At 74.3% G+C, this 26,806-nt stretch carries 23 protein-coding genes; 7 read left to right on the top strand and 16 right to left on the bottom strand.

Going from position 1 to position 26,806, the window contains the following annotated elements:
• The first annotated feature begins 162 nt into the window (after nt 1–162).
• Nucleotides 163–2,256 carry a DUF5107 domain-containing protein gene (locus LRS74_RS06785; RefSeq protein ID WP_277744633.1) on the top strand — a complete coding sequence of 698 codons (2,094 nt, stop codon included), beginning with the start codon at nt 163–165 and terminating at the stop codon, nt 2,254–2,256.
• Between the two features lie 1,014 nt (nt 2,257–3,270).
• Complete coding sequence (locus tag LRS74_RS06780; RefSeq protein ID WP_277740140.1) at nt 3,271–3,651, top strand: VOC family protein; 381 nt, start codon at nt 3,271–3,273, stop codon at nt 3,649–3,651.
• A 25-nt stretch (nt 3,652–3,676) separates the two neighbouring features.
• On the opposite strand, the gene LRS74_RS06775 is transcribed toward LRS74_RS06780, so the two are convergent.
• Together LRS74_RS06775 and LRS74_RS06770 are read right to left on the bottom strand one after the other, a co-directional pair.
• On the bottom strand, nt 3,677–4,030 hold the full coding sequence (locus LRS74_RS06775; protein ID WP_277740139.1) for a VOC family protein: 354 nt from the start codon (nt 4,028–4,030) through the stop codon (nt 3,677–3,679).
• Nucleotides 4,031–4,056: 26 nt separating this feature from the next.
• A complete protein-coding gene (locus LRS74_RS06770) occupies nt 4,057–4,917 on the bottom strand; it encodes a methyltransferase domain-containing protein (RefSeq protein ID WP_277740138.1) in 861 nt (286 codons plus the stop codon).
• Between the two features lie 413 nt (nt 4,918–5,330).
• On the opposite strand from LRS74_RS06770, the gene LRS74_RS06765 reads away from it, so the two are divergent.
• The 3 genes from LRS74_RS06765 to LRS74_RS06755 all read left to right on the top strand — a co-directional run bounded on the left by LRS74_RS06765 (nt 5,331) and on the right by LRS74_RS06755 (nt 8,994).
• A complete protein-coding gene (locus LRS74_RS06765; protein ID WP_277744632.1) occupies nt 5,331–6,545 on the top strand; it encodes an aminotransferase class I/II-fold pyridoxal phosphate-dependent enzyme in 1,215 nt (404 codons plus the stop codon).
• A gap of 273 nt (nt 6,546–6,818) precedes the next feature.
• Nucleotides 6,819–7,886 carry a right-handed parallel beta-helix repeat-containing protein gene (locus tag LRS74_RS06760; RefSeq protein WP_277740137.1) on the top strand — a complete coding sequence of 356 codons (1,068 nt, stop codon included), beginning with the start codon at nt 6,819–6,821 and terminating at the stop codon, nt 7,884–7,886.
• Between the two features lie 109 nt (nt 7,887–7,995).
• Nucleotides 7,996–8,994 (top strand): methyltransferase, encoded by a 999-nt coding sequence (locus LRS74_RS06755; RefSeq protein WP_277744631.1) that lies wholly within the window; start codon nt 7,996–7,998, stop codon nt 8,992–8,994.
• Between the two features lie 221 nt (nt 8,995–9,215).
• Here the strand turns inward: LRS74_RS06755 and LRS74_RS06750 are convergent, their stop codons facing one another.
• From LRS74_RS06750 to LRS74_RS06695, 12 genes are all read right to left on the bottom strand, one after another.
• Nucleotides 9,216–10,007 carry a class F sortase gene (locus LRS74_RS06750; protein ID WP_277740136.1) on the bottom strand — a complete coding sequence of 264 codons (792 nt, stop codon included), beginning with the start codon at nt 10,005–10,007 and terminating at the stop codon, nt 9,216–9,218.
• 151 nt (nt 10,008–10,158) lie between these two features.
• Entirely contained in the window at nt 10,159–10,950 is a 792-nt protein-coding gene (locus LRS74_RS06745; protein ID WP_277740135.1) for a hypothetical protein, read from the bottom strand.
• Between the two features lie 228 nt (nt 10,951–11,178).
• Nucleotides 11,179–12,516, bottom strand: coding sequence for an acetyl-CoA carboxylase biotin carboxylase subunit (gene accC / locus LRS74_RS06740; RefSeq protein ID WP_277740134.1), 1,338 nt, complete (start codon nt 12,514–12,516; stop codon nt 11,179–11,181).
• 5 nt (nt 12,517–12,521) lie between these two features.
• The gene (locus LRS74_RS06735) at nt 12,522–13,184 is read right to left on the bottom strand and encodes a biotin/lipoyl-containing protein (protein WP_277740133.1); all 663 of its coding nucleotides are present in this window, start codon (nt 13,182–13,184) and stop codon (nt 12,522–12,524) included.
• The gene (locus tag LRS74_RS06730; RefSeq protein WP_277740132.1) at nt 13,181–15,190 is read right to left on the bottom strand and encodes an acetyl-CoA carboxylase carboxyltransferase subunit alpha; all 2,010 of its coding nucleotides are present in this window, start codon (nt 15,188–15,190) and stop codon (nt 13,181–13,183) included. Before LRS74_RS06730 ends, LRS74_RS06735 begins: the two co-directional genes overlap by 4 nt.
• A 15-nt stretch (nt 15,191–15,205) precedes the next feature.
• Complete coding sequence (locus LRS74_RS06725) at nt 15,206–15,577, bottom strand: TcmI family type II polyketide cyclase (protein ID WP_277744630.1); 372 nt, start codon at nt 15,575–15,577, stop codon at nt 15,206–15,208.
• 2 nt (nt 15,578–15,579) lie between these two features.
• Nucleotides 15,580–16,044 carry an SRPBCC family protein gene (locus tag LRS74_RS06720; protein WP_277740131.1) on the bottom strand — a complete coding sequence of 155 codons (465 nt, stop codon included), beginning with the start codon at nt 16,042–16,044 and terminating at the stop codon, nt 15,580–15,582.
• Between the two features lies 1 nt (nt 16,045).
• Complete coding sequence (locus LRS74_RS06715) at nt 16,046–16,303, bottom strand: acyl carrier protein (RefSeq protein WP_186318952.1); 258 nt, start codon at nt 16,301–16,303, stop codon at nt 16,046–16,048.
• Nucleotides 16,304–16,314: 11 nt separating this feature from the next.
• On the bottom strand, nt 16,315–17,586 hold the full coding sequence (locus LRS74_RS06710; protein ID WP_277740130.1) for a beta-ketoacyl synthase N-terminal-like domain-containing protein: 1,272 nt from the start codon (nt 17,584–17,586) through the stop codon (nt 16,315–16,317).
• On the bottom strand, nt 17,583–18,857 hold the full coding sequence (locus LRS74_RS06705; protein ID WP_277740129.1) for a beta-ketoacyl-[acyl-carrier-protein] synthase family protein: 1,275 nt from the start codon (nt 18,855–18,857) through the stop codon (nt 17,583–17,585). Before LRS74_RS06705 ends, LRS74_RS06710 begins: the two co-directional genes overlap by 4 nt.
• Nucleotides 18,854–19,351 (bottom strand): cupin domain-containing protein, encoded by a 498-nt coding sequence (locus LRS74_RS06700; protein ID WP_277740128.1) that lies wholly within the window; start codon nt 19,349–19,351, stop codon nt 18,854–18,856. The genes LRS74_RS06705 and LRS74_RS06700 overlap by 4 nt, the downstream gene beginning before the upstream one ends.
• 161 nt (nt 19,352–19,512) lie before the next feature.
• Nucleotides 19,513–20,628: a SchA/CurD-like domain-containing protein gene (locus LRS74_RS06695; protein ID WP_277744629.1), complete on the bottom strand. Its 1,116-nt coding sequence runs from the start codon at nt 20,626–20,628 to the stop codon at nt 19,513–19,515.
• Between the two features lie 225 nt (nt 20,629–20,853).
• Between LRS74_RS06695 and LRS74_RS06690 the strand changes: the two genes are divergently transcribed.
• Entirely contained in the window at nt 20,854–22,488 is a 1,635-nt protein-coding gene (locus tag LRS74_RS06690; protein ID WP_277740127.1) for an FAD-dependent monooxygenase, read from the top strand.
• Between the two features lie 142 nt (nt 22,489–22,630).
• Here LRS74_RS06690 and LRS74_RS06685 read toward each other — a convergent pair whose 3' ends face one another.
• Complete coding sequence (locus LRS74_RS06685) at nt 22,631–23,281, bottom strand: VTT domain-containing protein (RefSeq protein WP_277744628.1); 651 nt, start codon at nt 23,279–23,281, stop codon at nt 22,631–22,633.
• A complete protein-coding gene (locus tag LRS74_RS06680; protein ID WP_277740126.1) occupies nt 23,281–24,063 on the bottom strand; it encodes an MBL fold metallo-hydrolase in 783 nt (260 codons plus the stop codon). Before LRS74_RS06680 ends, LRS74_RS06685 begins: the two co-directional genes overlap by 1 nt.
• Nucleotides 24,064–24,251: 188 nt before the next feature.
• On the opposite strand from LRS74_RS06680, the gene LRS74_RS06675 reads away from it, so the two are divergent.
• Complete coding sequence (locus tag LRS74_RS06675; protein ID WP_277740125.1) at nt 24,252–26,684, top strand: phage holin family protein; 2,433 nt, start codon at nt 24,252–24,254, stop codon at nt 26,682–26,684.
• Nucleotides 26,685–26,806: the final 122 nt, after the last annotated feature.

The raw sequence follows: 26,806 nt of genomic DNA, 5'->3' as shown, positions 1-26,806 counted from the left end.
GCCCACCTGGGCCACGCCCCGCCGCCCGCCGGATCCTCCCGGCGGCGCGGCCCTCGACTCCCCCCGGAGACGCCCTGTTCAGGGGCGCCACGGCGGTGTTCCATGGTCGTTGACGGCCGCCACAGCCGTGGCGGCCCCGGCGAGGAAGCGAGTGACGCCGCTGTGGCCACGATGGTGCGACGTACCGTGCTGACCCTGCCCGCCGCCCCGCTCGGGCCCGCCAACCCGCTGCCCGCCCTGCACCCGCTCGACGAGGCGCACCGGCTCGACGCCCGGCAGCGCGCCGCGCTCCCCGCCGAGATGGCCCGACAGATCGGTTACGAGCCACTGCGTTCGCTGCTGCCGGTGCCGCTGCGGGACGGCTACGGACGACGTCGCACGGAGACCGAGTTCGACGCGATCGTGATCGAGAACGAGAGGCTGCGCGCCACCGTGCTTCCCGGACTCGGCGGCCGGATCCACTCCCTACGCCACAAGCCCACCGACCGCGAACTCCTCTACCGCAACCCCGTCTTCCAGCCGGCCGACTTCGCGCTCAACGGCGCCTGGTTCTCCGGCGGCATCGAGTGGAACATCGGCGCCACCGGGCACACCACCCTCTCCTGCGCCCCGCTGCACGCGGCCCGCGTGGCCGCCCCCGACGGCGGGGAGATGCTGCGGCTGTGGGAGTGGGAGCGGCTGCGCGACCTGCCCTTCCAGGTCGACCTGTGGCTCCCCGACGACTCCGACTTCCTCTACGTGGGCGTGCGCGTGCGCAACCCGCACCACCACACGGCCCCCGTCTACTGGTGGTCCAACATCGCCGTGCCCGAGGGGCCCGACACCCGGGTGCTCGCCCCCGCCGACGACGCCTGGCACTTCGGCTACGACCGCGCGCTGCGCCGCGTCCCCGTACCGGAGTGGGACGGCGTCGACCGCAGCTACCCGCTGCGCGGCGAGCACGCCGCCGACTACTTCTACGAGCTGCCGGAGGACGCCCGGCGCTGGATCGCCGCGCTCGACGGCGAGGGTCGCGGACTGGTGCAGACCTCCACCGAGCTGCTGCGCGGCCGCAAGCTCTTCCTGTGGGGCACGGGCCCCGGCGGACGGCGCTGGCAGCGCTGGCTCACCGAGCCGGGCACCGGAGGCTACGCCGAGATCCAGGCCGGGCTCGCCCGCACCCAGCTGGAGCACGTGCCGCTGGAGCCCGGCGAGGAGTTCAGCTGGCTGGAGGCGTACGGGCCGCTGGCCGCCGACCCCGGCGCGGTACAGGGCGGCGACTGGCGGGCCGCCCGGGACGCGGTCGAGGCGGAGCTCACGGCGGCCCTGCCCCGTGCCGAGGTGGCGGCGGCCCACGCCGCCTGGCGGCCGTACGCCGACACCACGCCCGGGGAGCGGCTCGCGGTCGGCTCCGGGTGGGGCGCCCTGGAGTGCGAACGCTCCCACGCCGAGCTGCCCGGCACCCCGTTCGGGGCCGACACCCTCGGCCCTGAACAGGAGCCGTGGCGCGCGCTGTTGCACACCGGTTCGCTGCCCCCGTGGCGGGATCCGGCCGCGGCCCCCGGGGCCTCCCTGGTGGCGCCGCCCTGGCGGGAGCTGTTGGAGGCGGCGCCCTCCCACGCCGCCGTCGAGTACCACCTGGGCGTCGCCCAGTGGCACGCCGGTGACCGCGCGCAGGCGGCCCGCAGCTGGGAGCGGTCGCTGCGGCACGCGCCGTCGCCCTGGGCGCTGCGCTGCCTGGCCGCCGCCGACGCCGCCGCGGCGCACCCCCAGCGGGCGGCTGACCGGCTGCTGAGCGCGGTGCGGTCGGTGCTCGGGGACGGGCGGCCGCCCGTCCCCGGGGCCGAGGCCGCGCTCGGCCGCGAGGCGGTCACCGCCCTGCTGGCCGCCGGCCGCCCGGACGAGGCGCGCACGGTGCTGGAGGAACTGCCGCCGGCCGTCCGGGAGCGGGGCCGCTTCCGGTGGTTGCTGGCGCGGGTGCTGCTGGCCCAGGGGGAGCCGGCGGCCGCGCGCGCCGTGTTCGACCGCGGCTTCGACGTGGCCGACCTGCGCGAGGGCGATGAGACGCTCGGTGACACCTGGTTCGCGATCGCGGAGCGGCTGATCGCCGGCGAGGGCGGCTCGATCACCGAGGGCGTACGCGCCCGTGCGCGCGCCGAACACCCGCTGCCGGAGCGCTACGAGTACCGAATGCGCCCGGGACCGCCGGTCGACGCCGCGGACCCGATCGAGGGCGCCGCGCAGGCCGCGCCGACGGTCGGCGCACGGATCAGCTGACCTGGCGTCATATCGCGGACGTGCCGGACCGGCACGAGTCGTGTGGAGTGCGGTGGGCCCGCGTGCGGGCGCGCGGGGCTCCGGCCGGGCCGCCGCCGGTAGCCGCCCCGCCGGGGCCACCGGGCCCGCTGGTGCCCTGTCCGCAGCGGCGCGCGGTCGCGTCCGCCCCGCCCGGGGCCGCCCGCGATGGCCGCCCGCCGGGGCCATCCGGCCCGCTGTGTGCCCTGTCCGCAGCGGCGCGCGGTCGCGTTCGCCCCCGCCCGCGGCCGCCCGCCTGCCTGGTCCGGTCTGGCACGGGCGCCGCCCGGGACCGCGCGGGTCCTCTCCGGGCCGGCCCGCCTGTGCGGCCCGAGCGGCCCGGGACGGCCCGAGCGGCCCGGGAGGGCCAACGGTGGCCGCCTCGCCGGGGCCACCGGGCCCGCTGTGTGCCCTGTCCGCAGCGGCGCGCGGTCGCCTCCACTCCCGCCCGGGGTCGCCCGCCTGGCCCGGTCCGGCGTGGGTGCCGCCCGGGACCGCGCGGGTCCTCTCCGGGCCGGCCCGCCTGTGCGGCCCGACCGGCCCGGGATGGCCCGAGCGGCCCGGGAGGGCCAACGGTGGCCGCCTCGCCCGGGCCGTCGGGCCCGCTGTGTGCCCTGTCCGCAGCGGCGCGCGGTCGCCTCCACTCCCGCCCGGGGTCGCCCGCCGCCTGGCCCGGTCCGGCACGGGCGCCGCCCGGGACCGCGCGGGTCCTCTCCGGGCCGGCCTGCCTGTGCGGCCCGACCGGCCCGGGAGGGCCCACGGTGGCCGGCCCGCCCGGCCGGGCACACGCCCTACGGCGCATCCGGAGTCGGCCGCCCCACCGCGCGGCCTGCGGTCCTCGCCCGGCGGCCCCGGCTGGGCAAGGCAAGGGCCCCAAAACCGTTCGCACCCGTTCGCCTCACCCGGTACGGTCCGAGCGTGTTCCTCCCCGCGGGGAGTCCAAGGGCTCCGCGCGCGGCAGCCCCGGAGTTCCCACGCTGAAAGCAGGTTTCGTCCATGGCATGTCGTATCAGTGAGCTCGTGCTCGGTTGCCGCGACCCCGAGGTGTTGGCGCGGTTCTGGTGCGAGGTCCTGGACTTCGTGGAGCTCGGCCGCGAAGAGGACGGCAGCATCGAGATCGGGCCGCGCGAGGGGTTCGGCGGCCCGCAGCCGACCATCTTCCTCAGCCGCAGGGACGAGCCGGAGCCGGGGAAGCCCCGGCTGCACATCGACGTCAACGCCACCGACCGCGACCAGGACGCCGAGCTCGAACGCCTCCTGAAGCTCGGGGCGCGCCCGGCCGACATCGGCCAGACCGGTGAGGAGTCCTGGCACGTTCTCGCCGACCCCGAGGGCAATGAGTTCTGCCTGCTCAAGAGCCGCCTCAACCCGCTCTGACGGGCTCCCTGTCCCCGGTGGGACCCTAGGCGACCGCCTTCCGGTCGACGTACTCGAAGACCGAGCCGTCCGGGTGACGGGCCACCAGGTTGCGGCCGATGGGGGTGGGCAGCGGACCGGCGACGATCTGCGCGCCCACCGCCCGCAGGTCCGCCACCGCCTCGTCCACGTCCTTCACCGCGATCGTCGCGGTGATCTTCCGCAGGATGGAGAGCTCCGCCTCCGGCCCGCTCATCAGGAAGAAGCAGCCGACCGCCGCGACCGAGACGCCGCCGCGGGTGAAGCGGAGCGCCTCGGCGCCGGTCAGCCGTTCATAGACGATGACCGCCTCGTCCAGGTCGTTGACGCACACCCGCAGTGAAGTCCCCAGAATGTCCATGCGGGGGAGCCTAGTTGGTGACGAGGTCACCCGGTGGGCGCGTCCGGCTTCCTCCAGAGGATCTCCCCATGCAGGACCGTGAACCACCCGTCCCGGCACGCTCCCCACTCCCGCCAGGCGTCCGCGATCGACCGCAGCACGGCGGTGGTCGCGTGGCCGCCGTCGACGGCCATCCCGGCGTACGAGGAGGCGACGGTGCGCTCCGCCCAGAGCCCGCTCCACCAGGCCCGCTCCTCGGGGGTGGCGTAACACCAGACCGAGGCGGAGGCGGTGGTGCCGGTGAGGCCGGCGGCCAGGGCCCAGGACAGCAGCCGCCGGCCGGCGTCCGGCTCGCCGCCGGCGGCCCGCGCGACCCGTCCGTACAGCTCCTGCCAGGTGTCGAGGCCGGGAGGGCGCGGATACCAGGTCATGGCGGCGTAGTCGGCGTCGCGCGCCGCCACCACCCCGCCCGGCCGACACACCCGGCGCATCTCGCGCAGCGCCCCTACCGGGTCGCTGACGTGCTGGAGCACCTGATGGGCGTGGACGACGTCGAAGGAGTCGTCCGGAAAGTCCAGGGCGAGGACGTCGGCGACGGCGAAGCGCAGGGCGTCGGCGGGCAGTCCGCGGCCCTCGGCGTGGGCTCGGGCCTGCTCCAGGACGTCCGGGGCGGAGTCCACGGCGGTGACCCGGCCGCCCGGCGCGACCCGCTCGGCCAGGTCGGCGGAGATGGTCCCGGGGCCGCAGCCGATGTCCAGCACCGAGAGCCCGGGGCGCAGCTCACCGAGCAGATAGCCGGCGGAGTTGGCGGCCGTGCGCCAGGCGTGCGAGCGCAGCACCGACGCGTGGTGGCCGTGCGTGTAGACGGCGGTGTCCCTCCTGGCGGGGGACTCCGTACTCCTGGGCATGGCGAACTCCCTTCCCCGCCGGGCGAGATGACCGGCGATGAGTTCCACCGTACGCCGCCATCTCGAATGTCGAGAGTGGCGTCTCAGTATTCGGTTTAGGGGTCAGAGGTGCCGGCTGAGCGTGGGGGCCGAGGGCATCGCCCCGCCACCTGTCCCGCGCGTCGCGCGTCCTCCGCCCCCCTTCGCCCCTCCCGCCGCCCGTTTGCCCCTCGCTTCCCGTCCGCCGCTCGTGTCGTCCCGCCGTCGCGCCGTCGCGATCTGCGAAGGTGGACCTCCGCGACGGTGACGGCAGGCGGAGGAAAGCTCCCGTGGACCTCTCAGACCCGGGCCCCTCGGATCCGGATCCCTCAAGCCGGCGGCCGGACTCCCCGGCGTCGGGCGCCGCGACCCCGGACGTCGCGGTCGCGGACTCCGTGGAGCCCGACCCCTCCGGCCCCGGGACCGACGCGGGGCTGCCGGTCCTCGCCGACCTGGCGGCGGCGTTCGCGTCGGCCGCGGGCGCGACCGCCCCCGAGCCGCTGGGCGGCGGCGCCGAGCTGCGCGAGGCCGCGAGCGGCTACTGGGCGCGGCGGGGGATCGCCGCCGACCCGGAACATGTCGTGGCCGCCCCCGGCGGACGGCCGCTGCTGCTGGCGCTGCTGGCGGCGGCGGGCGGCGACGTGCTGCTGGGGCGGCCGTGTGCGAGCTGGTACGAGCCGCTGGCGCGACTGGCCGGCCGGCCCGCGTACCACTCGGCCGTCCCCGCCGAGTGCGGCGGCGTCCCCGATCCGTTCGCGCTGCTGGAGACGGTGCGCCGGGTGCGGGCGGAGGGCGGGGCGCCGCGGGTGCTGGTGCTGGCCGTCGCCGACGACCCGACGGGCACGGTCGCCCCGCCCGAGCTGCTGCACGAGGTGTGCGAGGCGGCCGCGGGCGAGGGGCTGCTGATTGTGAGCGACGAGACCTGGCGCGACACCGTGCACGATCCCCACGACACGGTGGTGGTCGGCCCGGCCGAGATGCTGCCCGAGCGGGTGGTCGTGCTCAACGACCTGGCGGGCGCCCTCACCCCGCCCGGTTGGCCCGTCGCCCTCGCCCGGTTCCCCGCCACCGCGCGCGGCGCCGAACTACGTGCGGGAACCCTGGCCACCCTCGACGCGTTGGGGGCGCGGCTGTCTGCGCCCGTCGCCGCGGGGGCCGGGCTCGCCCTGGCGGAGCCGCCCGCGGTGCGCGCCCGGACGGCGGCCGCGGCCCGTGCCTTCGGCGCGGTCGCCGGAGCCGCGTACCGTGCGCTCACCGACGCGGGCGTGCTGTGCCGCCCGCCACGGGCCGGCACCCGGCTCTACGCCGACTTCGTCGAGCTGGGTGAGGCGCTGGAGGCCCGCGGGGTGACGGACTCGGTGGAGCTGGAGCGCCACCTCGGTCGCCGGCTGGGCCGGCCGGTGCCCGGCGGTCACCGGTTCGGCGACCCGCCGCCCGCGCTGCGCGCGCGGCTGTCGGTGCTCCCGCTCCTGGGCGTCACCGACGAGCAGCGGCAGCGCGCCCTCGACGCCCCCGATCCGCTGCGCCTCCCTCATGTGGCCGACGCCCTGCGTGACTTCGCGGCGGTGTTCGCGGAGCTGTCCGGGTCGGAGCGGGGCGCGGGGGAGTGAGTCGGACGGCGGGCGGCGCGCCCGCCCACCCCGCGCACCCTGCCCCCACCCCCGCCCCCGCGCACGTCACGCGCGCGGCGTAGGACCGTCGAGCTGACGGCGCGTCCGTCAGGGGTGCGGCGTATGGGTGACGCGCGGGTTCCGGGCTCCGCCGTGGGGCGGAGGGCGTCCTCCGCGCGGCCAGCAGGCGTTCTCCGCGGGTCAGCGGGCGGCCTCCGCGGGGTCAGCGGAACATAAGTGGCGAACCGCCAGAAACGCCCATAGTTTCCAGGCATGCAGATACGACACGTGCGGTACCTCGCACCCTTCGCCGTCCTCTTCGTCCTGGAGTCCGGAGCCGCCTGGGCCTCTCCGGCCGGCACCCAGCACACCGTTCATCCGGGAGAGTCCATCCAAGCGGCCGTGAACGCCGCGAAGCCCGGTGACACGATCACGATCATGGCGGGCACCTACCGGGAGAGCATTGACATCGCCGTCTCCGACCTGACCCTCCGCGGGGTGGGCGAGGAGACCGTCATCTCGCCGACGTACGGGACCGCCGAGACGGCCGAGGCCGCCTGCGCCAAGGCCGGAAACGGCATCTGCGTCACCGGAACGGCCCAGAAGCCCGTCACCGACGTCACGATCCGCTCGCTCACCGTCCAGGGCTTCGCCAAGAGCGGGATCGCCACCAACCACACCGACCGGACCACCATCCGTCGGGTGCTGGCCCGCAACAACGGCCACCACGGCATCAGCCAGGAGCGGTCGACGCGCGCGGAGCTGCGGGACAACGAGGCCCGCGACAACGGCGAGTCGGGCATCTTCCTGGCCAACATGAGCAACGCCGAGGGCGCCGCCATCGACACCAAGGGCACCGTCGTCCGCGGCAACCAGCTGACCGGCAACCGCATCGGCGTCACCGTCCGACGACTGCGCCAGCTCTCCGTAGAGTCCAACCACGTCAGCGACAACTGCGGCGGGATCTTCCTGGTGGGCGACGAGTCCAAGCCCCGCGCGGGCGCGCTGACGGTGCGCCGCAACGACGTCTACAAGAACAACCGCTACTGCCCGCCCAACACCCGTCTGGAGCACATCCAGGGAACCGGCATCCTGCTCACCGGCGTGGAGGACTCGGTGGTGACCGAGAACTGGGTGGTCAGCCACTCGGGTAACTCCCCGATGTCCGGCGGCATCGTGCTGTTCGGCAGCAAGGTGGGCACGCCCAACGCCAACAACGTCGTCAACCGCAACGACGTGCTCGACAACCGCCCGTCCGACCTGCACGACCAGGACAAGGGCCCGGGCAACGCCTTCTCCCGCAACACCTGCGCAGTCTCACTCCCCGCCGGACGGTGCTGACATGACGACCACCACCCCCACGATCGCCACCGGCCCGCCACCGTCCCCACCGCCCCTGGCGACGGAGGGCGTCGGCCAGGACCCCACCGGCTCCCTGCCACAGTCCGCGATGCGGCTGCGCGAGATCGTCTTCGGCGCGGCGCGCGCCGCGGCGGTGCGCGCGGCGGCGCGGCTCGGAGTCGCCGACCAGATGGACGACGAACCGGTCGGCGCCGCCGAGCTGGCCCGGCGGCTCGACACCGACCAGCAGTCGCTCAGCCGGCTGCTGCGGGCCCTGTCCTGTCACGGCATCTTCGCCGAGACGGCGGACGGCCGGTTCTGCCACACCGACATGTCCCGGATGCTCCGCGAGGACGCCCCCAACAGCCTGCGCTACATCGCCCTGTGGTGCACGGAGCCGTGGACCTGGGAGGCATGGCCGCGGCTGGACGACGCGGTGCGCTCCGGCGGCCACGTCTTCCACACGCTGTACGGCAAGGACTTCTTCAGCTACCTGCACGACGACGCGGGGGACTCGGCCCGCGTCTTCGACCGGGCCATGACCACCTCCAGCACCCAGTCGGCGCGGGACGTCGCGGCGCTGCTCGACCTGTCCGGGGTGCGGCATGTCGCGGACATCGGCGGCGGCCAGGGCCATGTGCTGGCCAGCCTGCTGGAGCGCCACGCGGACGTGCGCGGCACCCTGCTGGACCTGCCCAAGGTGGTGGCCGGCGCCGACCCCCGGCTGCGCGAGGGCGGCGCGCTGGCCGACCGGGTGCGGCTGGTGCCCGGCGACGCCCGGCAGGAGATCCCGGTCGACGCCGACCTCTACATCATCAAGAACATCCTCGAGTGGGACGACGACAGCACCCGCCGCACGCTGCGCAACGTGGTGGCTGCCGCGCGGCCCGGGGCCCGGGTGGTGGTGGTCGAGAACCTCGTCGACGACAGTCCGTCGATGAAGTTCACCACGGCCATGGACCTGCTGTTGCTGCTCAACGTCGGCGGGCGCAAGCACACCACCGAGAGCCTGGTGGCGCGCATGACGGAGGCCGGCATCACGGTCGGTGAGATCCAGCCCGTCAACCCGTATCTGCACGCCTTCCACGGCACGGTGCCCGTCCGCTGAGGCGGTCGGTCGCCGTGGGGCGTGCGGACGGTCCCCGCGGAAGGCCTGAGGCCCGGCGCGAAGCCGGGCCTCAGGCCTGTGGCGTGTCCGTCCCCGTGCTTGGCGTCCGTCCACGCGCTGTTCTGTTTGTTCGTCGGCCGCTGAGGGCCGTCACGCGCAGGCCGGGGGCCGTCACGCGCGTCGTGTCGCCGGGGTGCCCCGAACCGCCGGGGCGCCCCGGCTCACGTCCACTTGAACGAGTCGAGGTGGGCGAAGACGACGACGTTGGCGGTGTAGTCCTTGACGTTGTGGTCGTAGGCGCCCCCGCAGGTGATCAGGCGTAGCTGGGCGTCGTTGGTGTCCCCGTAGACCAGGTCGTTGGGGAAGGCGTTCTTGGCGAAGGTGTCGATCTTGTCCACGACGAAGCTGGCCACGATGCCGTCGTTGCGGGTGATGGTGACCTTGTTGCCTTTCTTCAGCGAGCTGAGCGGGAAGAACACCGCCGGCCCGGTCTTGGTGTCCACGTGCCCGGCGACGATCGCGTTGCCGCGCTCGCCGGGGGAGGCGCCGTCGACGAACCAGCCGACGAGGTTGTTGTCGTCCGCGGGCGGGGCGTTGAGCTCCCCGCTCGCCTGGTTCAGCTTCAGGTCGGTGAAGGGGGCGTCGATACCCACCGCGGGGATCTGCAACCGCGTCGGTGCGGAGCGCGGTAGGGCGGGCCCGCGCGGGCCCGCGGAGGGGCCGCTGGGCGCGGTGGGCAGCGCGGCCGCCGCCGGCGGCGCCTCCGGCGCCTGCTGCTTGGACGCCGACGGAGCGGGGGCGGCCTGCGGCTTCTGCACCGGGGTGGTCGCCGGAGAGGGCTCGGAGGACGCGTCCACCGAGTTGTAGATGAGCAGCGCGCCCACGAGGGACGCCGCGGCGGCCCAGCGCAGGACACGGGTGTTGGAGTCGCGGCCCTTCGGGGGCTGCGGGGACAGCGGCGAGAGGGCGGCCTGCACCTGGACCGGGTGCCGCGAAGACTTCTGGTAATCCATTCAGCGTTGCCTTTCTCTGGGCCCCGCGGGCGGGCCCGGCCGCCGGGGGCCGGCGACCGGGGAGCGGGGCGGTCCCTGAGAGCGCCACAGCGCCGTGGCCACCGCCGCCGAACGGCGGTGGCCACGGCAGGTCGTGCCGAGTGGCGCCCCGTCAGACCGCCTTGCCCGCGGGGGTGCGCCGGCGCAGGACGTACGCGCCCGCGCCCAGCCCGCCGAGGAGCAGGACGGCACCGGCGGCCATGCCGCCACCGCTGTTGAGGGCCATGCCGCCGCCACCGGTGTGGACACCGCCGTGCGGCTTGTGGTGACCCTTCCAGCTGTTGTCCTTGTAGCCGTAGTCGTCCTTGCCGTGGCCGTAGTCGTCCTTGTGGCCGTAGCCACCGCCGTGGTCGCCCTTGTGGCCGTAGTCGTCCTTGCCGTGGCCGTAGTCGTCCTTGTGGCCGTAGCCGCCACCGTGGTCGCCCTTGTGGCCGTAGTCGTCCTTGCCGTGGCCGTAGCCACCGCCGTGGTCGTCCTTGTGGCCGTAGTCGTCCTTGCCGTGGCCGTAGTCGTCCTTGTAGCCGTGGTCGTCCTTGCCGTGGCCGTAGTCGTCCTTACCGTGGCCGTAGTCGTCCTTGCCGTGCCCGTAGTCGTCCTTGTAGCCGTGGCCCCCCTTGTCTCCGTAGTCGTCCTTGTAGCCCCCGTGGTCCTTGCCGTAGTCGTCCTTACCGTGGCCGTAGTCGTCCTTGCCGTGGCCGTAGTCGTCCTTGTAGCCGTAGTCGTCCTTGCCGTACCCGTGGTCGTCCTTCTTGCCGCCCTTGTCCTTCCACGAGTCGTCGTCATAGCCGTGGGAGTAGCCGCCATGGCCGCCGTCCCAGGCGTCCGCGAACGCTGCGGCGGGGGCACCCAGGGTCAGGGCGGTGCCGAGAACCGCTCCAGCGATGAGAGTGCGAGTGGAACGCATGGTTATTCCTTCCGGCGCTCCGGGCGATTACTGACCATATGTCAGTAATAAGGATCGCGGAGTCGCTCTCCTCACCGTCAGCCACTTCAGACCCGTCCGCCACTGGACGGTGTCGCATTCGGGTGGGGGTGTCATCCCTTCGGGTGGTGAACCGGCGCGTCGTCACCCGGTTGATTCACCGGACGCCTGACGGTGGGTCACCTGAGCGGCCCCACGGGGCCGGCCGCGTCAGCTGCCGATCAGCCCGGTGGTGTGGGTCGCGGACCGGAACTCCGGGCGTGCCAGGGTGCGACGCAGAAAGCCCAGGGTGGTCGTGACGCCCTCGCCGCTGACCCGGAACTCGCCCAGCGCCCGGTCCATGCGGGCCAGCGCCTGCTCGCGGTCGGGCGCCCAGACCACGGTCTTGGCGAGCAGCGAGTCGTAGTCCGGGCCCACCCGCCAGCCAGGGAAGGCGTGGGTGTCCACGCGCACGAAGGGGCCGCCGGGCGGGACGAACTCGGTCAGCCGCCCCGGAGCCGGGACGAAGTCGCGCGCCGGATCCTCGGCGTTCACCCGACACTCCACGGCCACCCCCCGCCGCCGCACGTCCTCCTGGCGCATGGTCAGCGGCTGCCCGGCGGCGATCAGGAGCTGCTCGCGGACGATGTCGATGCCGGTGACCATCTCGGTGACCGGGTGCTCGACCTGGAGTCGGCAGTTGATCTCCATCAGATGGAACGCGTAGGACGGCGCGAGGACGAACTCGAAGGTGCCCGCGCCGACGTAGCCCACCGCCTCAGCGCCGCGCACCGCGGCCGCGCACAGCTCCTCACGCACCTCCTCCGGAAGGTTGGGCGCCGGGGCCTCCTCCACCAGCTTCTGGTGCCGTCGCTGCACGGAGCAGTCCCGCTCCCCGAGGTGGAGGGCGTTCCCGTGCCGGTCGCACAGCACCTGCACCTCCACATGGCGGGCGTGCTCCACGAACCGCTCCAGGTAGAGCCGGTCGTCGCCGAAGACCGCTCGGGCGTGCGCCCGGGTCTGCTGGAAGGCCCGCATCAGCGCGTCGGGCTCGCGCACCACGGCCATGCCGCGGCCGCCGCCGCCCGCCACCGCCTTGAGGATCACCGGATAGCCGACCTGCTGCGCGACCTCCTTGGCCTCGGCGGCCGAGGAGAGCGCCCCGGTCGAGCCCGGCAGCACCGGCAGCCCGGCCGTGGCCATCAGCGCACGGGCCGACGCCTTGTCGCCGAGTTGCTGCATCACCTGGGGGGACGGGCCGATGAAGGTGATCCCGTGGGCCTCGCAGATCTCGGCGAAGTCGGGGTCCTCGGACAGGAAGCCGTAGCCGGGGTGGATGGCCTGGGCGCCGGTGCGCAGCGCGGCCTCGATGATGGCCGGCACGCTCAGATAGCTCCCCTTGGCCTGCGGTGGGCCGATGTGCACCGCCTCGTCGGCGAGCCGGACGGCCGCCGAGTCGCGGTCGGCGGTGGAGTAGACGGCGATGCTACGCATGCCGAGTTCATGACAGGCGCGAACCACCCGCAGGGCGATCTCGCCCCGGTTCGCCACCAGGACCGTGGAGAACATCGGAATCACCTCTCCGCGCCGCCGGCGCCGTTTCCGCCGGGCCCGGCGGGTCGGCCGGGCGTGTGGTGGTCCGCGCGCTGTCCCGCGTCGGCCTCCGTGTGCGCCTCCGTGAGCGGCTCGACGCGGATGAGCCGCTGTTGGAACTCCACCGGCTGTCCGTCCGCCGCGACGATCTCCGTCACCCGGCCGGCCACCGTCGCCTCCACCGGGCTCATCATCTTCATCACCTCGAGGATCCCGACCGACTGGCCGGGTCGCACCGTGTCGCCGACCGAGACGAACGGCGGGGCGCCGGGCTCGGGGGAGTGGTAGAAGGTGCCGACGGTGGGGGCGCAGATGTACGTCGCGGTGTCCTGGAGCGGGGCGTCGTCGGGGCCGCCGGTGGGCCCCGCCGTGTCGACCGGGTCCGCCGCCGGCCGCGCCGCCGCGCCCGGGCCGTCCGCCGTGCCCCGGCCGTCCGCCGCGCCGGGCCACTCCACCTCGACGGTGGTCTGGCCGTGCTGCAGCCGGATCCGCACCGGCTGCTGTCGGGAGGCCCGCACCAGCTCCGCGACGCTGTGGCACACCGCGTCCAGGGTGCCGTGGGCGAGCGATACCAACACGCCCGGCACATGGCCGTTCTCCGGATGCTCCGCTGCCATCGCCATCCGGTCGTTGTGGGTCGTCACGATGTGCCTCCGCTGGTGTGTGCGTGTGCGGCGACGCCGAAGCGGTGGAACCGGCCGCGGCGCGCGGTCAGGAGCCGGTCCGTGTGCCACGGCACCAGCTCGTCGAGGGCCGCCGACAGCGCCCGGCCCACCAGGGCGGCGGCCTCTGCGTGGTCGCGGTGGGCGCCGTCCGGCGGCTCCGGGACGACGCCGTCGACGACGCCGAGGCGCAGCAGTTCCTGCGCCTGGACCCGCAGCGCGGCGGCGGCGGTGGGCGCGGCCTGCGGGTCCTTCCACAGGATGGCCGCGCACCCCTCGGGGCTGATCACCGAGTAGACGCCGTTGGCGCTGACCAGCACCCGGTCGGCCACGGCCAGTGCCAGCGCGCCGCCACTGCCGCCCTCGCCGATGAGGACGGAGACGATGGGCACCGGCAGCCGGGACATCAGCCGCAGGTTCTCCGCGATGGCCACGGCCTGCCCGCGCCGCTCCGCGTCCTGCCCGGGATGGGCCCCGGGCGTGTCGATCAGCGTGACCAGCGGCAGCCGCAGCTTGGCGGCCATCCGCATCAGTCGGGCAGCCTTGCGGTAGCCGCCGGGGTTGGGCATGCCGAACTTGCGGCGCTGCCGCTCGGCCAGGTCCGGGCCGCCCTTGTGATGGCCGATCAGCATCACCGGACGCCCGCCCAGCCGCCCCGGCCCGCCGACGATGGAGGTGCAGTCCTCCGCGAGCCGGTCGCCGTGCAGTTCGTGGAAGTCGTCCAGCAGATGTCCGGCGTAGTCCAGCGTCGTGGGCCGGTCCGGGTGTCGGGCCAGCCGCACCGCCTGCCACGAGTCCAGCGCCGCCACCTCCTCCGGCGCCCGCACCACCACCACGCGCTCGGCGCGCCGCGCCTCGGCGCGGGGAATGACGTCCTTGAGGACGAGGCGGGAGCCGGCCTCCCCCCGTACGCCGGTCTCGTCGGTCGCGCCGTCCCGTCCGCCGGGTGTGCCGCGTTCGGTATCCCGCTCGGTTCCGCAACCGCCGTCCCTGGCGCGGTCGTCGGCGGCCGTCGTGCCGGCGGATCGCGGCCCGGTCGCCCCGTCGGCCGGGCGGTCGTCGCGCGGGACACTCCGGTCAGCGACGTCAGCGGGGTCAGCGACGTCAGCGACGTCAGCGACGTCAGCGGGGTCGCCGACGTCGGCGACCTCGCCGACCGGGGTGGCGAGCCGCGTCGCCGGACCGCCGGTGCGCAGCAGTCGGGCGAGGGTGCCGCGGAGCGCGGAGCGGGGGACGACGTCGTCGACCATGCCGTGCTCCAGCAGGAACTCCGCGGTCTGGAAGCCCTCCGGCAGTTGTTCGCCGGTGGTCTGCTCGATGACGCGGGGCCCGGCGAACCCCATCCGTGCGCCGGGCTCCGCGACGATGACATCGGCGAGCGTGGCGAAGGAAGCGGCCACGCCCCCGTAGGTGGGGTCGGTGATCAGCGAGATCACCAGGATCCCCGCGTCGTCCAGCTCGGCCAGCGCCTGGGCGGTCTTGACCATCTGCATGAGGGAGAGCACCCCCTCCTGCATCCGGGCCCCGCCCGAGGCGGTGACGATCAGCAGCGGGATCCGCCGCCGCAGACTGGTGCGCGCCGCCTCGGTGATCAGGGCGCCGACCCCGCACCCCAGGCTGCCGCCCAGGAAGCGGAAGTCCATGACGGCGGCGACGACCGGCTGTTCCTCGATCCGGCCCACGGCGCACACCACCGCCTCCCGCAGCCCGGTCCGTTGCCGGGCGTCGTCGAGCCGCTCGGGGTACGGGCGGGTGTCGACGAAGCCCAGCGGGTCGTGCACCGGCTCCGCGCCGTCGACCGGCGACGCGGAGCCGGGGTCGAGCAGCTGTTCCAGCCGGGCGTGCGCGGTCAGCGGGCTGTGCCAACCGCAGTCGGGGCAGACGCGCAGGGTGCGGGCGAACCGCTTGCCGTACACGAGTGCCGCGCACTGCTCGCACCGGACCCAGTCGGGTGTTCCCCGCGCCGGCCGGTCGGCTGTCTCGACCATGGGTATCGCCCTCCGTCAGCTCGACTGCCGCTCCCGCGGGGGTTCCGCCGAGCGCTCCCGCGGTCGCCTGCGCTCCCAGCGGTAGAACTCGTACGCCATGGCGTCCTTGGGGCTGCGCCAGGTCGCCGGGTCGTACGCGGACACGTACGCCGACAGCCGCTGGCTGATGTCCCGGAACTCCGGGTGGTCCGCGTGCCGGGCCACCTCCGGACCGGGCGGCCGCTCCGACTCGATCAGATGCAGGTACACATCGCCGAACTGGAAGAGGCTGCGGCCGGTCACCCCGATCAGGTCGGGCAGCTCACCGCGGTCGGAGTCGGCGAAGACCCCGGCGATGTCCGAGGCCGCGTCCGGCTTCATGCGCGCCACGATCAGCGCGCGGTGCACCGTCATGCCCGCTCCATCTCGCGGGCGCGCTGCTCGACCTTGTCCCGGATCAGCCCCATCTGGATCTTGGAGTTGCGGTTGATGTGGTCGGTCATGCCGGGGTCGTCCACCGGCGCGTCGGGCTTCATCTCGAAGTCCTGCGTCCAGCGCATCAGGGTGCCGTCCGGCGTCTCCTCGTACTCCCAGCGGATGTTCATGTACGCGAACGGGCCGGTCTCCACCCGGCGCGCCCAGACGGTGCGCGCGGTGCGGTCGGTCTCCCGCTCGGAGACCCAGCTCCACACCATGCCGTTCTCGTCCGGATGCATGGTCAGCCGGAACGTGGTGGTGTCGCCCTCGCGCTTCATGATCTCGACGGAGGCGTACTCGCTGAACAGCTGCGGCCAGCTCTCCAGGTCGTTGGTCATGTCCCAGACCAGGTCGAGCGGGGCCTTGATGACGATCTCGTTGTCGGTGTGTCCGGACATATCAGGCTCCTGAGGTGACGGCTGAGTTGGTGATCGCAATAAGGTCCTGGGGGGTCTTGCAGGTATCGGCGTCCGCCGTGATCGGCGTGCCGTACCGCTGCTCCAGCTCGCTGACGATGGCGAGCAGCCCCAGCGAGTCCAGGCCGAAGTCGGCGAGCAGCGCGTCGGGGCGGTCGGCCAGCATCGCCGGGTCGACCTTCAGGCCCGCGCAGCTCTTCATCAGCGCGGCCATCTCCTCGTAGGTCAGCTGGTTGTTGATCTGACTGGTCATCACTTCTCCTCTTCCGGGCGGCGCAGTACGAGCGCCGCGTTGGAACCCATCAGGCCCCGGCTGAGCACCAGCGCCGTGCGCAGCTCGGCGCGGCGCGCGGTGCCGGTCACCACGTCCAGGTCGTGACAGACGTCGATGACGCGAGGCGTCGGCGGAACGGTCTGGTGCTCCATGGCGAGCACCGCCGCCACCACGTCCAGCGGGGGAGCGCCGCAGTAGGCGCGGCCGAAGCCGGCCTTGGGCGCGGTCACGGGGACCCGGGTCGCGTGCGGGCCCAGGGCGTCGGCCAGCGCCTCCGCCTCGGCCCGGTCCGCGACCGGCACCCCCAGCGCGTCGGCGAACACCACGTCGACGTCCCCGGGGGCGCACCGCGCCTGGTCCAGCGCGATACGGATCGCATGGGCGAGCCCCTCCCGGGACTGCGCCCACTGGGAGGGGCCGGTGAAGGTCGCGCCGTGTCCGGCGATCACGCCCCACAGTGGAGCGCCGCGGCGGCGGGCCGTGGCCTCCTCCTCGACCACCAGCATGGCGCCGCCCTCCGCGGGCGCGAAGCCGCAGGCCTCGGCGGTGAACGGCAGGTAGGCGCGGTCCGGTTCGACGGCCAGGCTCAGCTCCGGGTAGCCGAGTTGGCAGACGATGGAGTACGGCGCCAGCGGGGCCTCGGCGGCGCCGACCACCACGGCGTCGGCGCCGCGCCGGATCGACCGCCAGGAGTGCGCCAGCGCGTCCAGCCCGCCCGCCTCGTCACTGGCCACCACCCCGCACGGCCCCTTGAAGCCGCCGCGGATGGAGATCTGGCCGGTGCTGGCCGCGTAGAACCAGGCGATGGACTGGTACGGGCCGACGAACTTCGGCGCCTTGCCCCACAGTCGCTGGAGCTCCCGCTGGCCGAACTCGCCGCCGCCGGAGCCCGCCGCCGTGACCACGCCCACCGCGAACGGCGAGCCGTCCTCGGTGCGCAGCCGCGCGTCGGCCAGGGCCAGGTCGGCCGCGGCCATGGCGAAGTGCGAGAACCGGTCGGTCTGCACCAGGAACCGCTCCTCGACGGCCGCGGCCGGGTCGAAGGCCCGGACCTCACCCGCCACCTTGAGCGGATAGTCCCCGCAGCCCTCGCGGGTGACCCGGTCCAGGACGTTGACGCCCTCCCGGCATGCCTTCCAGAAGGCTTCGGCGCCGATGCCGTTGGGGGCGATCACACCGAGTCCGGTGATGACCGCCCGCCGCTCTCCGCCGGGGCCCCCGAACGGGGCCCGGCGCTCCCGGGCGCTCATCGCGACCTCCCGTCGTCCGACCGGCCCAGCACCACCGCGGACTGGAAGCCGCCGAAGCCGCTGCCCACCGACAGCACCGTGCGCAGCGGTGCCTCGCGCGCGGTCCTCGGCACGTAGTCCAGGTCGCAGTCCGGGTCCCGCCGCTCGTAGTTGGCGGTCGGCGGGATCACCCCGTGGGCGAGCGCCAGGGTGCAGGCCACGACCTCTATCGCGCCTATCGCCCCGAGCGAGTGCCCGACCATCGACTTGATCGAGCTCATCGGGGTGCGGTAGGCGTGCTCACCCAGCGAGCGCTTGACCGCCGCGGTCTCGTGTCGGTCGTTCTGCTGGGTGCCGGAGCCGTGGGCGTTGACGTAGTCGATGTCGGTGCCGTCGACGCGGGCGTGCTCCAGGGCGGTGTCGATCGCCTTGGACATCTCCAGCCCCTCCCGGGTCAGCCCGGTCATGTGGTACGCGTTGCCGAAGGTGGCGAAGCCCTTCAGATCGCAGTACGACCGGGCGCCGCGGCGTCGGGCGTGTTCCCGCTCCTCCAGGACCAGCACCGCGGCCCCCTCGCCCAGCACGAAGCCGTCCCGCCCGGCGTCGAACGGCCGGGAGGCGTGCTCCGGGTCGTCGTTGTTGGCCGAGGTCGCCTTGATCGCGTCGAAGCAGGCCACGGTGATGGGCGAGATGGGCGAGTCCGAGGCACCCGCCACATACACGTCCGCCGCGCCCTCCTCGATGGCGTGCACGGCGTACCCGATCGCGTCCAGCCCCGAGGTGCAGCCGGTGGAGACCGTCTGCACCGGGCCGCGCGCGCCGAACCGCTCCGCCACCCCCGAGGCCAGCGCGCTCGGCGCGAACGCGCGGTGCAGGAACGGCCCGGCCCGCCGGTGGTCCACGTCCCATCGCGCGCCCTTGTCGCTGACCTCGGCGTAGTCGTGCTCCAGTCGGGTGGTGCCGCCCACCGCGGTGCCCAACGACACCCCGACCCGCCAGGGGTCCTCGGCGTCCATGTCCAGTCCCGCGTCGCGCACCGCCTCGTCGGCGGCCACCAGGGCGAACTGCACATACCGGTCGGAGCGCGCCGTCTCGTCCGGGGTGAGGCCGCAGGCCGCCGCGTCGAAGTCGCACTCGGCGGCGATCCGGGAGCGGAACCCCCCGGGGTCGAAGAGCGTGATGCCGCGGGTGGCCGTGCGGCCCGCGGTGAGCAGGTCCCAGAAGGCGGACACGCCCACGCCTCCCGGGGCGACGACACCGACGCCGGTGACCGTCACATGCCGGGTGGTCATGACACTACCTGTGCCGTTTCGGAGTCCGTCGTGCCGGTGCAGCACGGGGTGGCGGGCGCGTCCTCGGCACGGTGCTTCCGCTGCGCGGAGGCCGCCGCGCCCGTCTCGGCGGTCTCCTCGGTGTCGACGTGCCCGATCTCCGGGCGCGGCGCCAGCGGCCCGAGGTGGAAGACCATCCGGGCCTCGACGGAGCCCACGTTGCGGAACCGGTGCCGCATGAAGGTGGGGATCATCAGGCCCTGGTCGGCCTGTAGCCGGTGCGTCTTCCCGTCCAGGTCCACTTCCAGGTCGCCGCAGACGACGTACACGAACTCCTCGGAGTACGGGTGGTAGTGCTCGCCGATGACCTCGCCCGGCGCCATGATGGCCAGCCCCATGAAGCCACTGGTGGCTCCCACCGCGGTGGGGGTGAGCATGGCGCGCAGATCTCCGCCGCGGCGGCGGTTGTGGGGGACCTCGTCGAGGCTGACGATGCGGGGGGACTGACTGGTCATGAGGGTTACCTTTCAGAAAACTTCCAGATCACGATCACGGCGCCCGGAAGGCCGGAGGCGGCGACGACCGGACGCGGTGACGGTGGGACGAGAGCGGACGCGGAGACGGTGGGACGGTGACGGCGGACGGGCCGGGGAGCCGGTCCGTCCCGAAAGCCCCGTCAGTAGTCCGCCGCGTGACGGTCGGTGACCGGGGTCATGGCGCACTCGGCCAGGAACCGCGGCAGCGCGGCCTCCTCGGCCAGGTCGGCGGCGGAGTGCTCCACCAGCCGGCCCAGCACGCTCGGGGCGCGGTCGCCGCAGATGCCCAGCGCCGCCCGCGCGTTCCGCTCCAGCGGACCGCGGACGTCGATGAGCCGCATGACGATGTCCTCGCGGTGGAAGACCGTCGACTCCACCACCGGGTTGGCCGGGTCCTGCGCCGCCAGCTCGTCCTCGCGTGCCAGCAGCTGGGCCACCGCGCTGCCGCAGCCGGGCTTGACCGGGTAGAGCAGGGCGTGCCGCTCCGCCTCGGAGGGCAGCGCGGTCCCCGCGGCCCGGTGGTGCACGGCGGGCAGCGCGGCGCGCATGAAGAAGTCGCGGGCCGACTCCGGGTCGTCCAGGTCCCTGTCGACTTCCAGGTGCGGGTTGATGGCCTCCTCGACCGCCCGCACCTCGGGCTGCCGCGCCACGTGCCGCAGCGCGGCCACCAGGTCGCCCTGCACCTCCACCGCCCGGATCACCCGGTTGCCCCGCATGAACAGCGAGGTCCGGCAGAGCCGGGTGGTGCTGTCCACTCGCGCCTCGGGCGACTGGTAGTTGGCCAGCAGCCGGGCCACGTCGCGCTCGCTGCCGGGCCGCACCGTGAACGTCAGCGCGTGCCGCACCACCCCGTCGCCGATCCTCGGTTCGGTCTGCAGCCGGCCCCGCGGCGCGACCGGGGCGGTCGGCATCTCGCGCATGATGCTGAACCGCAGCGAGCGGGTGTCGTTGACGCAGCCGTGCATCGGCTTGACCATCTCCCGGTGTGCCGCGCTGTCCACCCAGGCCAGGAACGGTGCCGCGCTCTCCCACTCGCTGGTGATCAGCCACTGCGCCGGGTTCTCGATCGACTGGCACAGCTGGTCGCTGACATGACCCGGCACCGCGGCCACCTTGTGACACATCTCGTCGTACGCGTCCAGGAAGCGCTGCTGCGCGCCGTCCCGGACCTCCAGCAGCAACACGACGCGCAGCCGCGAGTCGAGTGGCGCCGACTCCGTGACCTGCTGTCTGACCTGGTGCGCCGTCTGCTGCATCGACTCCTCTATCGACTGCGTGCTCGGCCGGGCGGCCCGCGCCGAACGTGCGGTCTGCGGAGTCTCGGACAAGGTGCTCATATTTCACATCTCCTTACGAAGGGCGCATGCCCGCTCACTTGATCGTGAAGCGCTCCCACGGATGGCGCGAGATGTGTGAGCCATATGTGGGAAGGGGCCGGTCAGACGCCTGATCCGTTCGGAAACGCCGGGCATAGCAGCAAGATGAATCGTCATGACGACGCCGACGTCCGCGTGCCGGTCCTCATCGTGGGCGGCTCCCTGGTGGGGCTGTCCGCGTCGCTGTTCCTGGGCCGCCTGGGCATTCGGCATGTACTGGTCGAGAAGCACGCGAGCACCTCGCACCACCCGCGAGGCCGCGGCAACAACATCCGCACGATGGAGCTGTACCGCACGGCCGGCGCCGAACAGGCCATCCGCGAGGCCGCCTCGGTGCTGGCCGACAACCACGGCATCCTCCAGGCCGAGACCCTGACCGGGGTCAACCAGGAGTGGCTGTTCCGAGAGATCGATCCCGGCGGCCGGCAGGGCCGGATCAGCCCCGCCTCCTGGTGCCTGTGCAGCCAGAACGACCTGGAGCCGGTGCTGGTACGGGTCGCGAAGGACCTCGGCGGGGAGCTGCTCTTCAACACCGAGCTACGCGAGTTCGAACAGGACGAGCGCGGGGTGACGGGCTACCTCTGCGACCGGGCCACGGGGCAGTGCCGCACCGTACGGGCCGACTACCTGATCGCCGCCGACGGGCCGCGCAGCCCGGTGCGCGAGCGGCTGGGCATCGGACAGACCGGGCGCGGCGAGCTGTTCCACAACGTGAGCATCACCTTCCGCGCCAAGCGGCTCGCCGACGCGGTCGGCGACCGCCGGTTCATCGCCTGCTATCTGACCAACCCCAAGGCCGACGGCGCGCTGCTGCCCGTGGACAACTGCGAACAGTGGGTCTTCCACGCCCCCTGGCACCCCGAGCGGGGCGAGACGCTCGACGACTTCACCGACGACCGGTGCGTGGACCACATCCGCACCGCCACCGGCGTCCGGGACATGGACGTCGAGATCACCGGAAAGGCGCCCTGGCACGCCGCCGAACGGGTGGCCGAGCGCTACTCGCACGGGCGGGTCTTCCTCGCCGGGGACTCCGCCCACGAGATGTCGCCCACCGGCGCCTTCGGGTCCAACACCGGCATCCAGGACGCCCACAACCTCGCCTGGAAGCTGGCCGCGGTCCTCGGCGGCTGGGCCGGGCCCGGCCTGCTGGAGACCTACGGCATGGAGCGGCAACCGGTCGCCCAGGCCACCAGCGCCCGCGCGGCGGCCCGCTCCGCCGAGCACAAGCACCCCGGCTACGAAGCGCCGCCCACCACCGGGCGGCAGAGCGACGTGCTGGCCGTGGCCCTCGGCTACCGCTACCTCAACGGGGCGGTCCTCGGCGCCGACCCCGCCCTGCCGCCGGTGCCCGAGCGCTTCGAGCTCACCGGTGCCCCGGGCAGCCGCGCCCCGCACATGTGGCTGCACCGCGGCGGGGTCCGGCTCTCCACGCTCGACCTGTACGAGCGCGCCTGCGTGCTGCTCACCGGCCGCGGCGGCGGGGCCTGGCACACGGCGGCCCAGACCGTCGGCAAGCGCCTGGCCATGCCGTTGGAGAGCTACCGCATCGGCCCCGACCCCGACAACGAACTCGCCCCCGAGGACGGCGCCGACTGGGCGACCACCCATGGCACCGGCGAGGACGGCGCGGTCCTGATCCGCCCCGACGGCTTCGTCGCCTGGCGCTCGGACGGCCCGGTGCCGGACCCGGAGGGGGCGCTGACGGAGGTGCTGTCCTCCGTCCTGTGCCGGGCCTGACCCCCGTCGCGCTCCCCGCTCGCCCGTCCGCCCACCCCGACCCGTCTCGCCCGCGGCCGGGCTCGGGCGGGCGGGGGAGACCCCGTCGCCTACGGACCCCGGCCGGTCCGCGCCCGGGGCCTCCCCCGCGCGTCGGACGGCCTCAGCCCGCCGCCTCGCCGCCGGCGCGGCGCAGCCGCCGCCAGAGGGCCGGGGTGGCGGCCACCAGGAGGGTCAGCACCACGGCGGCGAGGACGCCCTCCCAGGGCTTGGCGAACAGGGCGCCGCCGAGCAGCCCGATGAGCTGGTACGTGGCGGCCCAGGCCAGCGCGGCCGGCCCGGCGCCATGGGCGAACCGACGGGTGGGCATGCCGGCGAGCAGGCAGGCCAGCATCACCGGAATCCGGCCCCCGGGGATCAGCCGGGACAGCACCAGCACCGTCACCCCGTGCTCGGCCAGCCGGTCCTGGGCCTGGGCCAGCCGCTCCGGGGCGGCCCGGTCGGTGAGACGGCTCAGCCAGCGCGACCCGTTGCGGGAGCGCACCCCGCGCCCGCCGAGCCAGTACAGCGTCAGATCACCGAGGAAGGCCGCGCCCGAGGCCACCCCGAAGACGACGACGAGGGAGAACGGCGCGACCTGCTGGTGCAGGGCGACGACCGAAGCCGAACTGACGATCACGCCCGTCGGCACCACCGGCACCAGGGCGCCGAAGTAGATCAGCAGAAACAGCGACGGATAGCCCACCGCCTGTTGGGTCGACTCCGAGGGCACCCCACGGGCCAGCTCGCCGAGCTCGCCCAGCACGGCGCCGATCACCGCGCGGGCTCCAGCCGTACGCTCTCCCCGTGCCGCAGCAGGTGCACCGCCGCCGCCGGTGCCACCTGCCCCGCGTGCCGCACGAAGTCGTCGCCCGGCGCGTGGAACTCATGCGGTCGCACCGCGTCCATGCCGATGGGCCAGTAGGTGCCGTAGTGCACCGGGACCGCGCTGCGCGCGCCCAGCCGGGCCAGCGCCTGCGCCGCCCGTCGCGCGTCCAGGTGGCCGTGGCCCAGGAACGGGCCCCAGCCGCCGACCGGCAGCAGCGCCACGTCGCACGGCCCCACCGCCTCCGCCATCCGGTCGAAGAGCCCGGTGTCGCCCGCGAAGTACGTGGTCGCCTCGCCGCGCACCACGAAGCCCAACGCCGGAGACCGGTGCGGCCCGTACGGCAGCCGGCGCCCGTCGTGCACGGCGGGCACCGCCCGTATCCGCACCTCGCCGACGACCATCTCGTCACCCGGCAGGACCTCGGTGACCCGCAGCCCGCGCTCGGCCGCCAACCGCCGCAGCCGCGGCACCGCCCGCCCCGTGCCCCACGGCACCAGCAGCCGGGTGCCCGGCGCCAGCCGCGCCAGCGAGCCCAGATGGAGATGGTCGGCGTGCAGATGGGAGACCAGGGCGACGTCCGCGCGCGCGGCCTCGGGCGGCGGCAGCGGCCCGCGGCGCCGCCGCAGATGCGCCAGCCGTGCCACGAAGAGCGGGTCGGTCAGCACCCGCACCCCGGAGTCCCGCACCGTCGCGGTGGCGTGACCCCACCAGGTGACCTCCACCGACACCCGCAACCTCCCGCACGCTCGGCGACCGGGCCCGCACCGTTCGTCCCCCACCCGAGCGTAGTTCAGCCGCTCCCCGCGGGCGGTGAAAACCGTTGGCCCCCGCTCGATGATCGCGGCCACACTCCAGGGGCACCCGCTGTGACAGGCTGGGAGAGGAGTCCGCGTGTGAGGTGAGGTAAGGCGTGCAGGTGCCCCGACCCCGATGGAGGACCCTGGGCGGTGCCCTGCTCAGGGTGACCGCGGTGTGGGCGGTCGCCACGCTCACCATGCTGGTGCTCGCGGGAGTGCTGCCCGACTTCCGGCTCCAGTCCGCCGACGGCGACAGCGCCACCCGCATCGGCATCACCGCGGCCGCCGGAGCGGGAGCGTTCGGCCTGCTCAGCGCCCTGGTCTGGCCGTTGCTCGTCCGCGCGCTGCTGCTGGTGCCCGCCTTCGTCCTCGGCCTGTCGGTCTTCGTCCTCAACGGCTCGCTGCTGCTGCTCGCCCTCAGCCTGGTCCCGGACGGTCGGGGCTCGGTGGATCCGCGGACCGCCGTGGTCGTCGCCGCCGTGATGTCCGCCGCCTCCTCGGCGACCAGCACCTTCCTCACCGTGCGCGACGACGGCGCCTACCGCCGCCGGCTGGCGCGCCTCGCCGGCCGCGGACGGCGACGCGGACGGGACGAGCGGGGGCCGGAGCGACCGCCGCCGGGCACGATCTTCCTCCAGCTCGACGGGGTGGGACACGACGTGCTCCGGGACGCCCTGCGCGGCACACGCCCGCTGATGGAGACACTGGCCCGCTGGGCGGGCAGCACCCACACCCTCACTCCGTGGCGCACCGACTGGTCCAGCCAGACCGGCGCCAGCCAGCTCGGCATACTGCACGGCTCCAACGAGGACGTGCCCGCCTTCCGCTGGTACGAGAAGGAGAGCGGGGAGGTCATGGTCAGCAACCGGCCGACCAGCGCCGCCGCCCTCCAGCGCCGCGCCGCCGCCCGCAGCGGCGACGGCGGGCTGCTCACCGTCGACGGCGCCAGCCGCGGCAACCTCTTCACCGGCGGCGCCGACCAGCTCGCCCTGGTCCTGTCCGTCGCCGCCCGGCGCGGTCGGTACAACCGCTCCCGCTCCGGATACTTCGCGTACTTCTCCGACCCCGCCAACGCCACCCGCACCGCCGGCTCCTTCGTCGCCGAGGTCCTCCGCGAGCTGGGCCAGTCCACCCGCGCCAAGCTGCGTCGCGAGACGCCCCGGGTGCGCCGCGGCGGCCTCTACCCCTTCATCCGGGCCTTCGCGACCGTCGTGGAGCGGGACGTGGTGGTCACCGCGGTCATCGGCGACATCCTCTCCGGGCGCACCGCGGTCTACGCCGACCTGGTCGCCTACGACGAGGTCGCCCACCACTCCGGGCCGCGCAGCCGCGACACCCACCAGGTGCTGCGCCGTCTGGACCGGGCCGTCGCCCTCATCGCGAAGATCGTCGAACACGCGCCGCGCGAGTACCGCATCGTGCTCCTCTCCGACCACGGCCAGAGCCCGGGGGAGACCTTCGCCGGCCGCTTCGGGCTGACCCTGGAGGACCTGGTGCGGGCCGGCTGCGGGCTGCCGGTCTCCCGGCGTGCCGGGCGCACGGCCAGCGGGGCCGAGGCTCGCGAGGCGGCCCGGGTGGCGCTGCACCGACCGGAGAGGGACGGCGCGGAGGCGCAGGAGGCGGCCCGGACGGCGCCGCACCGGCCGGAGCACGGCGACGCGGAGACACGGGAGGCGGCGCGGGAGGGCCGGACGGCGGGCGAGCGGCGGGGGCGCCCCGCGGGCCCCGTGGTGCTCGCCTCCGGCAACCTGGGGCTGGTCTCGTTCCCCGACACCCCGGGCCGGATGAGCCGCGAGCAGCTCGACCGCCGCCATCCGGCGCTGCTGCGCACCCTGGCCGACCACCCGGGCGTCGGCTTCGTCCTGGTGCGCTCCGCCGAACACGGCGCGGTGGTGCTGGGGGCCGGCGGGGCGGAACACCATCTGGACACCGGGCGCACCATCGGCGTCAGCCCGCTGGCGCCCTTCGGCGAGGGCGCGGCGGAGGCCGTACGCCGCACCGCGGGCTTTGCGAACGCCGCCGACATCATGATCAACTCCGCCTACCACCCGGACACCGGAGAGGTGCACGCCTTCGAGCAGCAGATCGGCTCGCACGGCGGCCTCGGCGGCGAGCAGGGCCACGCCTTCCTGCTGTGGCCAGGCGAGCTGTCCCCGCCGACCCCCGACGGCCGACCGTTGGTCGGGGCGGAGCAGGTGCACGCGGTGCTGCGTCGCTGGCTGGCGGAGGCGGACGGCCCTCAGGTGCCGGCGGCGGCGACGGCCGCCGTGACGGAGGCGGGCTCCGGGCCGGTGCGGACACGGCCGGCCGCGCGGCCGGCCACGGAGGGGCGGACGGCCGTGAACGCCGAGGCTCCCGCCGCGCGGGAGAGAGCCGCGGAAACCGTGGGAGCCGCGATCTCCGCGGAGGCCGAGGAGGCTGCGGAGAAGGAATCGGAATCAGCCAATCCGTGTGGCGCATCGCGGATCTCGGCGAATGAATCTCCGTCCGGCGGCGATATGTCCGCACCTTTTCCTGTCGTTACCCCGGCGGCACCGGACAATGCACGGTGATTTTGCGCTGCGTTTCCCATCGCTGACCATGTCTGGGCGCTCGCCCCGCCAAACCTGGGCGGACCCTCGCGGGCGTTGGACCTTGGCACGATGAGAGGCGCACCACCCTTATGCACGACCCT

Source organism: Streptomyces sp. LX-29 (assembly GCF_029541745.1).
Taxonomy (GTDB): domain Bacteria; phylum Actinomycetota; class Actinomycetes; order Streptomycetales; family Streptomycetaceae; genus Streptomyces.
This window is presented reverse-complemented; position numbering and strand designations above follow the sequence as displayed.

Coding starts and splice junctions, on each gene's coding strand:
- LRS74_RS06780 (WP_277740140.1), top strand. CDS start 3,271: ATGGCATGTCGTATCAGTGAGCTCGTGCTCGGTTGCCGCGACCCCGAG.
- LRS74_RS06775 (WP_277740139.1), bottom strand. CDS start 4,030: ATGGACATTCTGGGGACTTCACTGCGGGTGTGCGTCAACGACCTGGAC.
- LRS74_RS06770 (WP_277740138.1), bottom strand. CDS start 4,917: ATGCCCAGGAGTACGGAGTCCCCCGCCAGGAGGGACACCGCCGTCTAC.
- LRS74_RS06760 (WP_277740137.1), top strand. CDS start 6,819: ATGCAGATACGACACGTGCGGTACCTCGCACCCTTCGCCGTCCTCTTC.
- LRS74_RS06755 (WP_277744631.1), top strand. CDS start 7,996: ATGCGGCTGCGCGAGATCGTCTTCGGCGCGGCGCGCGCCGCGGCGGTG.
- LRS74_RS06750 (WP_277740136.1), bottom strand. CDS start 10,007: ATGGATTACCAGAAGTCTTCGCGGCACCCGGTCCAGGTGCAGGCCGCC.
- LRS74_RS06745 (WP_277740135.1), bottom strand. CDS start 10,950: ATGCGTTCCACTCGCACTCTCATCGCTGGAGCGGTTCTCGGCACCGCC.
- accC (WP_277740134.1), bottom strand. CDS start 12,516: ATGTTCTCCACGGTCCTGGTGGCGAACCGGGGCGAGATCGCCCTGCGG.
- LRS74_RS06730 (WP_277740132.1), bottom strand. CDS start 15,190: ATGGTCGAGACAGCCGACCGGCCGGCGCGGGGAACACCCGACTGGGTC.
- LRS74_RS06720 (WP_277740131.1), bottom strand. CDS start 16,044: ATGTCCGGACACACCGACAACGAGATCGTCATCAAGGCCCCGCTCGAC.
- LRS74_RS06710 (WP_277740130.1), bottom strand. CDS start 17,586: ATGAGCGCCCGGGAGCGCCGGGCCCCGTTCGGGGGCCCCGGCGGAGAG.
- LRS74_RS06705 (WP_277740129.1), bottom strand. CDS start 18,857: ATGACCACCCGGCATGTGACGGTCACCGGCGTCGGTGTCGTCGCCCCG.
- LRS74_RS06700 (WP_277740128.1), bottom strand. CDS start 19,351: ATGACCAGTCAGTCCCCCCGCATCGTCAGCCTCGACGAGGTCCCCCAC.
- LRS74_RS06695 (WP_277744629.1), bottom strand. CDS start 20,628: ATGCAGCAGACGGCGCACCAGGTCAGACAGCAGGTCACGGAGTCGGCG.
- LRS74_RS06690 (WP_277740127.1), top strand. CDS start 20,854: ATGAATCGTCATGACGACGCCGACGTCCGCGTGCCGGTCCTCATCGTG.